This window comes from Collinsella sp. AF05-9 (genome assembly GCF_003465595.1).
In the GTDB taxonomy this organism is placed as follows: domain Bacteria; phylum Actinomycetota; class Coriobacteriia; order Coriobacteriales; family Coriobacteriaceae; genus Collinsella.
In genome coordinates, this window is record NZ_QSBB01000001.1 from 109,793 (window position 1) to 122,255 (window position 12,463).

Here is a 12,463-nt window from a genome sequence, read left to right on the forward strand (position 1 = left end):
TGTTACGTAAACAACCGTATATCTTACCGCAGGCTTACCGAGTTCAAGAAACCACCTAATACTGGCTAGGGTTCGAGCAGGCCGAGCTGCGGTACGATTTCGTCGCCGGCAGCAGTGCGACCAAGCGAACGCGGGGCTAAGTCGTCGAGGACGGCGGCGAGATCCCACGGCAGCTCGTCGCGGCACTCAATGCGCTCTCCCGTCACGGGATGATCGAACGCCACGCGCCAGGAATGGAGGAATTGCCTGGTCAGACCCTGATCGGCACGCGCATCGCACTTACCGTAGAGCGGATCGCCCACGCAGGCGTGGTTGATATGGCGCATGTGCACGCGAATCTGATGCGTGCGACCGGTAAACAGATGACACTCAACGAGTGTGTAGCCGTCATCAAAGCGCGTGGAATCAAAGCGCTCAAGGACCTTAAAGGTCGTGATGGCCTGGCGTGCAAAAGGATCATCGGAAACCGCCATCTTGACACGGTCACGTGTAGAACGGGCAATGCCGGTGTTAATGGTGCCCTCATCCATGGCGATATGACCGTGAACGAGCGTAATGTAGCGGCGGTCGAGCGTGCGCGTACGGATAAGATTTTGGAGCGCGCGCTGGGTGTCGTCGTCCTTTGCCGCAAGCATAAGACCCGAGGTATCGCGATCCAAACGATGCACGATACCGGGGCGGTCCTCGCCCTGCACGGTGCCCAGATGGTCGATACCGCAGTGATAGACCAGCGCATTCGCGAGCGTACCGTTCTCATGACCATGCGCAGGATGGCACACCAGGCCGCGCTGCTTGGAGAGCACAATGAGATAGTCGTCCTCGTAGCGGATATCGAGCGGGATGGCCTCGGGAATCACGTCGGTGGGATCGTGCGGCTCGGGCAAATCGACCGAAATACGGTCGCCGGCTCGCACGGCGTACTTTTTGGACAGGCAGGTCTCGCCATTGACTACTACGGCCCCGCCCTCAATCAGATGCGCGCAGGCAGAGCGCGTGGGGCAGCCATCGTTGGCGCCCAGATAGGCGTCGAGACGCTGGCCAGCGGCATCGTCGGCAACAAGGATATGGATGTCGGCCATTAGCGCTCATTCCTTTCGCGAATCTTGCGGGCACGCTCCCCACGCTGCTTGGCCTTACGTTTGGCCCGGGCCTCGTCACGGGCGTTGAGCTCGGCGGTCGCATCGACCTCACGAGCGGCAGGGCTCAAGAACATGTAGCCGATGAGCGCCAGCACGACACCGACCGTAATACCGATATCGGCAACGTTAAAGACAGGGAAATCAATGAAGGTGGTGGCAATAAAATCGGTCACGAAACCAAAGGCCAAACGATCGATAGCATTGCCGATAGCACCGCCCGCAACCATCGCCATGCCCACAACCTCAAGATGGGCGAGCTGGGGTGCACGAACGAGGTACACGGCAATAGCGATAATGACCGCCAACGCCAGCACGGCAAACGCGATGCCATGCCCCTCGCCCATGCTAAAGGCAGCACCGATATTGCGGACAAACATAAAGTCGATAACACCGGGGATGACGGTCACATGCAAGGCGTCGCCCACGGCACGAACCGCAAGCTTGGTCAGCTGGTCAACAAGCAGCACAACCAGCGCCACCCCACCAGCAACACCCAACCGCCAACGCATAGGCGGCGTCATATCCGCACCACGACCCAAAGAAATCCCCTACCCTCAGATAATCAAAATCCGTTAAACGCAAATAACCATCTTATATTGCCACACGCAGAGCGCACGACACATTCGCTAACGTCAGATAAATAACCAGCATAAAAGAAAGCGGCATTCCGGATAACGGAATGTCGCTTTTCTTCAGCGGAGCAAATGGGCCGAAGGCGCCTAAATTCTCCCTATAACTAAAATGCCGAGTTACCGTGCCTTAAAGGGCATTCGCGCAGCGCTTGCAAATGTGAGCGTGGCCGTTGTACTCGCCGACGGTGGTGCGGTAGTTCCAGCAACGGTCGCAGCACTCGCCCTCGGCTGCATCGATGGCAACAGAAAGCTCCTCGCCCTGGGTAAGCTCAACATCGGAGACGATGTAGAACTCGGCCAGGTCGACGGCCTTGTCGCCGGTCAGCAGCGCATACATTTCGGCAGGAACGACCGCCTTGACGCGGACCTGCTGGCTCTTGGTGAAGGTGCCGGCGGAGCGGGCATCCTCAAGGGCCTTGGTCACGACGCTACGGAGCTCGAGCGAAGCCTCGAGCACGCCCTCAAACTCGTTGGCCTCGTCGACCGTGATGGGCGACTTGTACCAATCGAGCAGCGCGGCGTACTTCTGGTTATCGACGCAGCCGGCGGGCGCATAGGCCATGGCCTCGTCGACCGTATAGGACAAGATCGGCTGCAGGTCGCGCATGAGCATCGAGAAGAGCTCGGCGAGCACGGTCTGGGCGCTGCGACGCTCGAGCGAGCCAGGCTTCTCGCAGTACAGACGGTCCTTCAGGGCGTCGAGGTACACGTTGGAAAGCTCGGTAACCACGAAGTCGTAAAGCGCACGGTAGGCGCGCGGGAACTCGTAGCTAGCGTAGGCGTCGTCGACCTCGGCCTGGACCTGGGTCAGGCGGGCAACCATGAGCTTGTCGAGCGGCAGCAGGTCGGCAAAGGCGACGCCGTCGGTCTCGGGCTCAAACTGACCCTCGAGCTCGGAGAGCAGGAAGCGCAGCGTGTTGCGGAAACGACGGTAGGCATCGGACGTACGAGCAAGAATCTCGTGGTCGATGGACACGTCGGAGCTGGTATCGACGGAAGCAACCCACAGGCGGATGATGTCGGCGCCCATCTCGTCACAGACCTTGTTGGGGTCGATAACGTTGCCGAGCGACTTGGACATCTTACGGCCCTGGCCGTCGAGGGTGAAGCCCTGCGAGACGACCGCCTTGTACGGAGCGTGGCCGTTGGCGCCCACCGAGGTGAGCAGCGAGCTCTGGAACCAACCGCGGTGCTGGTCAGAGCCCTCGAGGTAGACGTCCGCCGGGTACTCCAGCTCGGGACGGTACTCGCAGACGGCCTTCCAAGACACGCCGGAGTCCCACCACACGTCAAGGATGTCCTTATCAGCCTTGAGGTGATGGCCACCGCACTTGGGGCAGACGCAGGCCTCGCCCAGATAGCTCTCAGGAGCGTCGGTGAACCAGGCGTCGGAGCCCTTCTCGTGGAAGAGCTTAATGACGGCGTCGAGCGTGGCGTCGTTCATGACCTTCTCGCCGCAGTCGGCGCATGTGTAACTGGGGATAGGCACGCCCCAGTTGCGCTGGCGGCTGATGCACCAGTCGGGACGCTGCTCGACCATGGCGCCGATGCGGTTGGCGGCGTGAGCCGGATACCACTTGACGTTCTCACGGACCTCCTTGCCAGCCTGCTCGCGCAAACCGGTCTTGTCCATCGAGACGAACCACTGGTCGGTAGCACGGAAGAGCACCGGGTGCTTGCAGCGCCAGCAGTGCGGATAGCTGTGCGTGATCTTCTTCTCGAGGACCAGGGTGCCGCGCTCGCGCAGGAACTCGATGATGTGCGGGTTGGCCTCATCGGTATCCATGCCGCTGAAGGGGCCGCCGGTGCCAAACTCCTCGCCGGTGTAGAACTTGCCGTCGTCATCGACCGGCATGCAGATGTCGGTGATGCCCTCCTTGAGGCAGGCGAAGTAGTCGTCGACGCCGTGGCCGGGCGAGTTGTGGACGATACCGGTACCGTCATCGACACCGACGTAATCGGCCAGCAGCGCCACGCCCTCAACGCCGTCAAAGATCGGCTGCTTGTAGTGGATGTGGTGGAAGGTCTCGGCGGAAACCACGTAGGGCTTGCCATCGACCATGACCGGGGTGTACTCCCAGCCAAACTCCTCACAACACTTAGGAGCCAGGTCCTCGAGCATGACCTCGGCACGGCCCTCGTGCTCAACGGCGACATAGGCGGCGCCGGGCTTAAGGGAAACGGCCTGGTCGGAGGGGATGGTCCACGGCGTGGTCGTCCAGATGATAAAGTCGACCGGGCCGTCGAAGTTCTCGAGGCCGGCGGGCTTGGAGGTCATCTCAAAGCGCACGAAAATGGACGGGCTCGTCTCGTCGGAATACTCGATCTCGGCCTCGGCGAGTGCGGTGTGGCAATGCTTGCACCAGTGAACCGGCTTGTGGCCGCGATAGATCATGCCCTTATCGAACATGGCCTTGAAGACCTCGATGTCGGCGGCATCATGCTGGTGATAGAGCGTCAGATAGGGGTTGTCCCAGTCGCCGAGCACGCCCAGGCGACGGAAGCCGGCCTTCTGCAGCTCGATGTTCTCGACAGCGAACTTGTTGCAGAGCTCGCGGATCTTAGCCGTGGAGGTCTGGTTGAACTTCTCGGTGCCGAGCTTCTCCTCGACCTTGTGCTCGATCGGCTGACCATGGCAGTCCCAACCGGGGACGTAGGGAACCTCATAGCCCTGCATCATCCAGTAGCGGTTGATCATGTCCTTGGAGATCTTATTCATGGCGTGGCCGATGTGGATCGGACCGTTGGCGTACGGAGGGCCGTCGTGCAGCACGAACTTCTTGTGACCCTCGTTCTTCTTCAGAACCTGCTCGTAGACCTTGTTGTCCTGCCAGTCCTTGAGTCGCTTGGGCTCGGACTTGGAAAGACCGGCACGCATGGGAAAACCGGTCTTGGGCAGATTCATCGTCTGCTTGTACTCGTTTGCCACGGTACCCCTTTCATGTCGTGGGCGCGCACGCCCTCTGGGCACCAAAAAAGCGCCCGTCCCTACAAGCTGGGACGAAGCGCCACAAACGGGCTGCACGCCCGCAAAAGCTCTTCGCTTAACCACCCAGCTTAGATGCCCTCGCCCGCGTATTCGCGCGCTCGCATCCGTTACTCGGCTGGTCTGTATCGACGACCATCTCGGCGATGTCTACTAAGACGAACCTGCGCGGCACGTCCGTTGGGACCGCAGCTCCGGGGTGATTTTCATCGGTCGCATGCACGGGTTCTCAGCGCTCCCCGCTCTCTGTAGCATGCGGACGGCCGACTACTCGTCCCCATCAACGCTTATGCGGAGTATGCTAGCACGTTCCGCACCGGCGAAAAACCCTCAACACTGGTTTTATACGTTCGAAATTTCTTGCGGCCGTGGACCTTCTCTTGGAGCAAAATACCTGTAAGCACTTTATCGAACGAAAGAAGATTGCTATGCGCACGATCGGAATGAGCGACTATACCGTTGGCGAAGACTGCTTTGACGAGCTGCACGGCGCGTTGGCCGAGTACGGGGCGACCAAGGTCGCAATCATCGGTGGCAAACGAGCACTGGCCGCGGCACTTCCCGGTATCGAAGCGGCACTGGAGGGTACCGACGTCGAGATTCTGGAGACGCGCGTCTACGGCACCAACAGTACGCGTGCCAATATCGCCAAGGTCGTAAACTCCCCTGCCTGCCAGGAAGCTGACGTGCTTATCGCATGCGGCGGCGGCAAGGCGCTCGACACCGTGAAGACCGCAGCTATCGAGCTCAAGAAGATTGTCTTTACGGTACCGACGATCTGTTCCAACTGCTCCGCCGCGACCGCCATTGCCGTTGTCTACAACGACGACGGCTCGCTCGAGGGCTATTCGTACCCTAACCGACCTGCGCATATCTTTATCAACCCCAAGATCATCGCCGAGGCTCCGGCGGAGTACTTCTGGGCCGGCGTGGGTGATGCCCTGTCCAAGCAGCCCGAGGTCGAGTACGCCACGAGCGCCGGCAACCTGGAGCACACGGCAGGCCTTGGCCTAGCACTCGCCCACACCTGCTCCGAGCCGCTGTTTACCTTTGGCGTCCAGGGTCTTGAGGACGTGCGCCAGGACCAGTCGACCGAAGCCGTCAAGCAGATCGCGCTCGACATCGTGGTCAACACGGGCTACGTCTCCAACCTGACCAACCAAAACGATTACTACTACAACTCGAGCGTGGCGCACGCGTTCTACAACGCTTCCTGCAGCATTCCGCGCGAGGGCTCCTACCTGCACGGCGAGGTCGTAAGCCTGGGTGTGCTGGTACTGTTCGCCTATACGGGCGATACCGAAAACCTTGAGCGCTACGCCGCCTTTAACAATCAGATGGGCCTGCCCGTGACGCTTGAGCAGGTCGGGCTTTCCGAGGCCGATATCCCTGCCCTGTGCGAATACGCGCACGCCACCAACGAGTGGAAGCAGGGAAACCCCGAGCCCTTCACGGACGAAAAATTCGCCGCCGCCATCAAGGCCACCGACGCTTACGGCCACACGCTCTAGGACTGACTCAAAACCACCACAAAGGGGACGGGCACCTTTCTGGTGGTTTTTTATTGCTCCAGCATTCAGTTCGAACTCGAACCCGATTCTTTACGAGAAAGGGTTCGGGTACGTTTTTTGTTTATCGGAAATTCTGCGGAAGGACTACTCGGAACGGTAAACAGAAACGAACAGAGGCAGGGTATCATCGTGGTGATGGTATCCTGCCTTTTGTTTTGCGGGATCAAGGTCGCTTTATGCGAACTTGATCGCCACTTATATGGCGCATTGATGGCAATTGCTTCGTACGTGCATACCGGGAGCCTGTACACCTCTGGCAAGGCGTAACACACTAGACTTTGTTCCAAAGTCCGTGTGCTAAGGGGGCAGGCCCCTTAGAATTCCTGTGGAGTGTGTACGCACGTACGCAAGAAAACGGCAAAATTTCGCTATATCAGGGCGTTCTTTCATTGGAGAGTATGGTATACACGGCTTAGTTCAACAAATAAGAATTTATATATAAAGGAGAATATTGATGAAACTGTTTTTATGTTCTCACTTTTCAAGTGTAGGAAGTCTGATAAAGGAAGAAATTGAAAATAAAAAAGTCGCATTTATTCCAACAGCTTCGCTGCGTGAAGGCTACACCGGTTATGTCGGCTCGGCTCGAAAATTATTCAAAAAGTTGGGAGCAATCGTAACTGAAATTGATATTTCAACGGAGGCTTATTCAACGATACAGCCTCTTTTTGAAGATGCGGATGTGATCTATTTTACCGGCGGAAATTCTTTTTTCCTTATAGACCAGCTCCGTAAAACGGGAACGGATGAGCTGTTGAAGAAAGAATTGGCAAAGGGAAAACTGATGATTGGTGAATCGGCAGGTGCGATTGTATGCGCTCCAAGCATCCAATATATCGAGCAAATGGATGAAAAGCCGGAGGACTACTCACAAGCAGATGATGCAGGGCTTAATTTGATTGATTTCTATGTTCTTCCGCATTATCATACAGCACCATTTAAGAAAGTTACCGAGAAAATAATGACTGAGTTTTCGGATTTGGATCTATGCCCAATTAATAACCGTCAGGGAATTGTAATTGATGGTGAAGGTTCAAAGGTAATTTGCAAAGACTAATTTGAAAATTCCAGTTTGCTGTACTCGTTCCTAGCAGGGTTTGGGGCGGGCACGCCCCAACAAGAAGCTGTCCCAAAGGGGCAAGAATGGGGACTGCGGACGATTTCTTGGACCGTTACGCGGCCCTTCCCAGCGCGGAGCGGAACTCGGCCGGCGTGCGGCCACCGAGCGCATCGCTGCGCCTCTCCGCATTGTATCGACCGATCCAGCCCCCGAACTCCTCGATGAAGCTGGCGGGGGTCCAGTCCGACCAGTCCCTGCCGTGCCAGAACTCCTTCTTGAGCAGGCCGAAGAAGCCCTCCATCGCCGCGTTGTCCGGGCTGCAGCCCTTGGCGGACTGGATTGGCTACACTGATGTGGACAGTTCCGGGAGGGGCGCAAAAGACGGGAAGGCCGTGTGCGCGTTCCTGCGCGAGGGCCGCGGGGAGGGGCTGCCTGGGTACGGCGCCTGTCAACTCGGTCTACGTCTTTGATGACCGGGTCGTACTCAATATCAACTTCACGGATGATGCCAAAACGGTCACCCGTGAGGAAGTGTTGGGTTCGAGTGCTATGGACAATGTTCCAGCATGCTGGGATCGAACTCGCTAGCCAGAATCACACGGTACCCGTGACGCAGCAGCAGGTCGACAAAAACACCGTTGCCCGCGGTGAGCGTACCGCTGAATGTTCCATCGTAGATGCGGCCGGCACCGCACGAGGGACTGCGATCCTGAAGAATACACGCGGCAATCTCAGACGGGCCACCCGCCCGCTCGCACATATCGAGTGCGCGCTGGGCGCCCAGGCGAAACTCGCGATCGACCGACACGCCCTCGCAGGTACGGACCTCGCCGTTCACAATCTCGGACGGCTTGCGCGGCGTGGGCAGGCCCCCAAAGACCTCAGGGCACACCAAGAGGACCTCGGTCTCTGTACGCTCGCAGGCCTCGACCAACTCGCGATGATAGTTGTCGAGCCCGTTATACTTGCAGCTCTCGCCCATCAAGCAGGCGCTCACCACGATCTTCATTTCCATCCCCCTCAAGCAAAACGCCCCATTTGAGAAAGCTACTCAAATGGGGCGTCGGCGTCTACTGGCTCGGCCGCGGCTTTACTGTTGCTTGGGCATCAACGGATTCTCGCGCGTGAGGAGGTTCATGAACTCCTCACCCGTGATGGTCTCCTTCTTGTACAGATAACGAGCCAGCTCATGGAGCTTGAACTTGTTCTCCTTGAGGATCTGCAGGGCACGATCGTGCGCGTCCTCGATCAACTTAGCGACAATCGCGTCCACACGCTCGGCCGTACCGGGTGCGCAGGTGAGCGACGTGTCCTGATTGAGATACGCGTTCTGCACGGTACCGAGCGCCATCATGCCAAACTCGTCGGACATACCAAAGCGTGTCACCATGTTGCGGGCGAGCTTGGTGGCCTGCTCGATATCGTTGGCGGCACCGGTCGTCATCTCGCCAAAGATGAGCTCCTCGGCCGCACGGCCGCCGCAGTAGACGGCGAGCTTGTCCAAGACCTCCTGGCGCGTCGTCAGGAAGCGCTCGTCCTCCTCGACCTGCATGGTATAGCCAAGAGCACCGCTCGTGCGCGGCACGATGGTGATCTTGGTAACCGGCGCGGAACCCTTCTGGCGAGCGGCAACGATGGCATGGCCGATCTCGTGATAGGACACGACCTGTTTCTCGTGGTCGGACAGAACCGTGGACTTGCGCTGCTGACCGGCGATGACGACCTCCACCGACTCCTCGAAGTCGTCCTGGGTTGCACGCTTGCGACCTTCGCGAACGGCGCGCAGGGCACCCTCGTTGATGATATTGGCCAAATCGGCGCCCGAAGCGCCGGGCGTGGCGCGGGCAATCGCGGTCAGGTCGATCGGCGGCTCCGTCTTCACGCTCTTTGCATGCAGCTCGAGGATGTTCTTGCGGCCGGTCAGGTCGGGCAGCTCAACGGGGATGCGACGGTCAAAACGACCGGGGCGCAGCAGGGCCGGATCAAGGCTGTCGGGACGGTTGGTCGCAGCGAGGACGACGATACCCTTGTGGTTATCGAATCCATCCATCTCGGTCAGCAGCTGGTTGAGCGTCTGCTCGCGCTCGTCGTTGCCGCTAAAGCCGCCGCCGTCACGCTTTTTGCCGATGGTATCGATCTCGTCGATAAAGACGATGCACGGGGCCTTTTCCTTGGCCTGCTTAAACAGGTCGCGAACCTTGGCGGCACCGCGGCCGACGAACATCTCGACGAACTCGGAACCCGAAATGCTAAAGAACGGAACGCCCGCCTCACCGGCAACAGCCTTGGCGAGCAGGGTCTTACCGGTGCCCGGAGGGCCCACAAGTAGAGCGCCGCGCGGCAGCTTGGCGCCGATCTCCTCGTAGCGCTGCGGCTTCTCCAGAAAGTCGACGACCTCCTTGAGAGATTCCTTGGCCTCTTCCTGGCCGGCGACGTCCTTAAAGGTCACGCCGACATCCTTGGAGGCAATCACGCGCGCGCCGGACTTGCCCAGTCCACCGCCGCCAAAACCACCGCCGCCAAAGTTCATCGAAGGACCGTCATCACCCATGGCCTTCTTCATGCGGCGGTTGAGCCACCAACCGATGAGGAAGAAGATGGCCATAGGAAGAATGAGGGTGAGCAGGTAGTAGGTCATCAAACCCGAGTTCTTGTCGGGAACGACCGATTCCAGGGACGCACCGGATTCAAGCACGCGATCGGTAAAACCCGCATCATTCGGCACACCGGTCGTCTTGTAGGCGATGTTCTCGTCCTCGCCCTTCTTGGTGTAATAAATCGTGTAATCGTCCGTGTTGTACTCGACCTTGTCGACACTCTTCTTATCGAGCGCTTTGACAAACGTAGAGTAATCGGTCTTCGTAATCTGCTGCGTGTGACCGATGTTGGGGAACAGAACGGTCGAGAGCACGAGGTAGACGACGAAGGCGATGAGCACGTAGAGGATCATATTCCGTCTACGTTTGTTGTCATCCATCTCCATCTGCTTGAACTCCATCTACTGGGGTTGATAATGGTTTCTAGAATACCCAACCCGAGCGACGATAAACCGACGCCGGGCACGAAAGGACAGAGATGGCATCACTGGAAGTCGGCAAGGTTCAGATCTACACGGGCGACGGCAAGGGCAAGACGACGGCTGCGCTGGGGCTTGCACTGCGCGCCACGGGCTATGGACTTAACGTGCTTATGCTGCAGTTTGCCAAGAAGCTGCACTGCGCCGAGCATGATGCGGCGCCCCGTTTAGGTCTGCGCATCGTACAAGCCGACCGCGACACGCCCGAAGCCTGTGCCGCACAGATCATGGAGCTGGCGCGCGAGCAGATTAGCCAAGTCGACGTTCTGATTCTGGACGAACTTGGCGAGGCCATGCGCCGTGGATTTGTGACGCGCGTGGATGTCGAAGCGCTGATCGCGACAAAGCCCGCCACCACGGAGCTCGTGCTCACCGGCCGCGGTCTGCTGCCCCTCGCCGATCTGGCAGACCTGGTCACCGAAATGCGCCCCGTCAAACATTACTTCGACGAAGGCCTCCTAGCCCGCCAAGGCATCGAATACTAAATGATCCGAAGGGGACGGAGGAAAACGGATCATTTTGCCTTATCGCCAGGTCAATGATCCGTTTTCCTCCGTCCCCTACGGATCATTAGGCGGTGGCGCGGCCGAGCCAGTTGCCGCTGTGGTGGTAGATGGTAAACATCGTGGCCGTGATGAGCCAGGTTACGGGGTAAACCAGCAGCAGGTGCTCAAGCGACGGATCGAACGGCATAATCGCAAACACCCAGATCACCCTGAGCACGACGGTGCCAAAAATCGTGAGCATCATAGGCTGGAAGCTCACGCCAGCGCCGCGGATGGAGCCGGACGCGTTTTCGATAATCGAGAAGATCGCGTAGAACGGCGCGATGAAATGAAGAATCGTCGTGGTGTAGGCCGAAATCGAAGCATCGTCGACAAACAGACGCGACAACGGACCCGAGAACACCAGTAGCACGGCAGACAGGCCACCAATGAGCATAAACGACAGCACGAGCGACGTATGGTATCCCTTTCGCATGCGATCGTAATTGCGCGCACCAAAGTTCTGCGCCGAGAACGTGGTGATCGACACGCCGAGCGCCTCGGTCACCATCCAGATAATGCCGTCCAGGCGGCCGGAAAGGCCCCAAGCGGTCGTGACATCGGCACCAAACGAGTTGACCGACACCTGAATCAAAACGTTGGAGATCGAATACGCCGCAGACTGAACGCCCAGCGGCAAACCGCACGAAAGCATGCTCTTGCAAATGCCGCGATCGATACCGAGTTTGAATAGCGACAACCGCCACGCCCCCGGAGCGCGCATCATGCGGATCACAATCATCGTAGCATTGGTGCAGATAGTCAGCGCCACCGCGATGCCGCAGCCCAGCGCTTCCATGTGCAGCACGGCGACAAAGAGAATGTCGAGCGCCACGTTGACGAAGCAGCCGGAGGCAATAATGACCGCCGGACCGCGCGTGTCGCCCACGGCGCGCAACAACGCCGTCCCCATATTGAGCAGCAGCGCTGCAAACATGGCGGCAAAGTAGCAACGGGCATACGCCACACCCTCGGCCAGCAGCTCATGCGGTGTATTCATCAGCACAAGCATCGGCTCGACAAACACCATGCCCAGAATGGAAATGACAATGCCGCCCACCAGCGCGAGCGTCATGGCCGTATGGACCGATCGGCTCAAGCGCTCGTCATCGTGCTGGCCAAAAAACTGGCCCGTAATGACCGCACAGCCAGCACCCACACCGACGCAAAAACCAATGCAGAGCTCCGTGAGCACCATCGTGGCTTGAATGCCACCCAGCGCGAGCTTGCCGCCAAACTGACCGACGATATAGGTACCGATAAGCGTGTAAGCCTGCTGAAAAAACGAGCTAAAGAAGATAGGGACGCACAGCGAAAGCAGCTGCTGCCAAATGACACCCTGCGTCACATCGATAGCCGTAGATTTCTTAGCCACACGCCCTCCCCACCAGCGTACGTCAAACAACAAAACGGCACTTTAAAACGAAAGCCAAAACCAGCTTAGCACCGACCGA

Annotated in this window: 9 protein-coding genes and 1 pseudogene; 3 read left to right on the forward strand and 7 right to left on the reverse strand. The window is 58.5% G+C overall.

All coding sequences use genetic code 11. The features are described 5' to 3' along the window. Positions 1-65: 65 nt before the first annotated feature. The 3 genes from DWV43_RS00475 to ileS form a co-directional block, all read right to left on the reverse strand. Positions 66-1,079 carry an RluA family pseudouridine synthase gene (locus DWV43_RS00475; protein ID WP_117816771.1) on the reverse strand — a complete coding sequence of 338 codons (1,014 nt, stop codon included), beginning with the start codon at positions 1,077-1,079 and terminating at the stop codon, positions 66-68. After that, positions 1,079-1,660, reverse strand: coding sequence for a signal peptidase II (gene lspA, locus DWV43_RS00480; protein WP_117776354.1), 582 nt, complete (start codon positions 1,658-1,660; stop codon positions 1,079-1,081). The genes DWV43_RS00475 and lspA overlap by 1 nt, the downstream gene beginning before the upstream one ends. Positions 1,661-1,898: 238 nt before the next feature. Continuing rightward, entirely contained in the window at positions 1,899-4,676 is a 2,778-nt protein-coding gene (gene ileS, locus DWV43_RS00485; protein WP_369832298.1) for an isoleucine--tRNA ligase, read from the reverse strand. A gap of 509 nt (positions 4,677-5,185) precedes the next feature. Here ileS and DWV43_RS00490 point away from each other — a divergent pair. Together DWV43_RS00490 and DWV43_RS00495 are read left to right on the forward strand one after the other, a co-directional pair. After that, entirely contained in the window at positions 5,186-6,268 is a 1,083-nt protein-coding gene (locus DWV43_RS00490; RefSeq protein WP_117816773.1) for an iron-containing alcohol dehydrogenase family protein, read from the forward strand. 514 nt (positions 6,269-6,782) lie between these two features. Continuing rightward, positions 6,783-7,385, forward strand: a complete 603-nt coding sequence (locus tag DWV43_RS00495) for a Type 1 glutamine amidotransferase-like domain-containing protein (RefSeq protein ID WP_117816774.1) — start codon at positions 6,783-6,785, stop codon at positions 7,383-7,385. A gap of 115 nt (positions 7,386-7,500) precedes the next feature. Here the strand turns inward: DWV43_RS00495 and DWV43_RS10525 are convergent. The 3 genes and pseudogenes from DWV43_RS10525 to ftsH form a co-directional block, all read right to left on the reverse strand. Then, positions 7,501-7,626: pseudogene (locus tag DWV43_RS10525) on the reverse strand (hypothetical protein); the annotation flags it as partial. 309 nt (positions 7,627-7,935) lie between these two features. Further along, complete coding sequence (locus DWV43_RS00510) at positions 7,936-8,397, reverse strand: DUF523 domain-containing protein (RefSeq protein WP_117816776.1); 462 nt, start codon at positions 8,395-8,397, stop codon at positions 7,936-7,938. An 81-nt stretch (positions 8,398-8,478) separates the two neighbouring features. After that, positions 8,479-10,371 (reverse strand): ATP-dependent zinc metalloprotease FtsH, encoded by a 1,893-nt coding sequence (gene ftsH, locus DWV43_RS00515; RefSeq protein WP_195520463.1) that lies wholly within the window; start codon positions 10,369-10,371, stop codon positions 8,479-8,481. A gap of 92 nt (positions 10,372-10,463) precedes the next feature. Between ftsH and DWV43_RS00520 the strand changes: the two genes are divergently transcribed. Next, positions 10,464-10,949: a cob(I)yrinic acid a,c-diamide adenosyltransferase gene (locus tag DWV43_RS00520; RefSeq protein WP_117564141.1), complete on the forward strand. Its 486-nt coding sequence runs from the start codon at positions 10,464-10,466 to the stop codon at positions 10,947-10,949. An 85-nt stretch (positions 10,950-11,034) separates the two neighbouring features. Here DWV43_RS00520 and DWV43_RS00525 read toward each other — a convergent pair whose 3' ends face one another. Then, a complete protein-coding gene (locus DWV43_RS00525; RefSeq protein ID WP_117816777.1) occupies positions 11,035-12,384 on the reverse strand; it encodes an MATE family efflux transporter in 1,350 nt (449 codons plus the stop codon). Positions 12,385-12,463: the final 79 nt, after the last annotated feature.

What these genes read in the sequence shown, in the direction of transcription:
- DWV43_RS00475 (WP_117816771.1), bottom strand. Translation starts at nt 1,079, where the DNA reads ATGGCCGACATCCATATCCTTGTTGCCGACGATGCCGCTGGCCAGCGT.
- lspA (WP_117776354.1), bottom strand. Translation starts at nt 1,660, where the DNA reads ATGACGCCGCCTATGCGTTGGCGGTTGGGTGTTGCTGGTGGGGTGGCG.
- ileS (WP_369832298.1), bottom strand. Translation starts at nt 4,676, where the DNA reads ATGAATCTGCCCAAGACCGGTTTTCCCATGCGTGCCGGTCTTTCCAAG.
- DWV43_RS00490 (WP_117816773.1), top strand. Translation starts at nt 5,186, where the DNA reads ATGCGCACGATCGGAATGAGCGACTATACCGTTGGCGAAGACTGCTTT.
- DWV43_RS00495 (WP_117816774.1), top strand. Translation starts at nt 6,783, where the DNA reads ATGAAACTGTTTTTATGTTCTCACTTTTCAAGTGTAGGAAGTCTGATA.
- DWV43_RS00510 (WP_117816776.1), bottom strand. Translation starts at nt 8,397, where the DNA reads ATGAAGATCGTGGTGAGCGCCTGCTTGATGGGCGAGAGCTGCAAGTAT.
- ftsH (WP_195520463.1), bottom strand. Translation starts at nt 10,371, where the DNA reads ATGGAGATGGATGACAACAAACGTAGACGGAATATGATCCTCTACGTG.
- DWV43_RS00520 (WP_117564141.1), top strand. Translation starts at nt 10,464, where the DNA reads ATGGCATCACTGGAAGTCGGCAAGGTTCAGATCTACACGGGCGACGGC.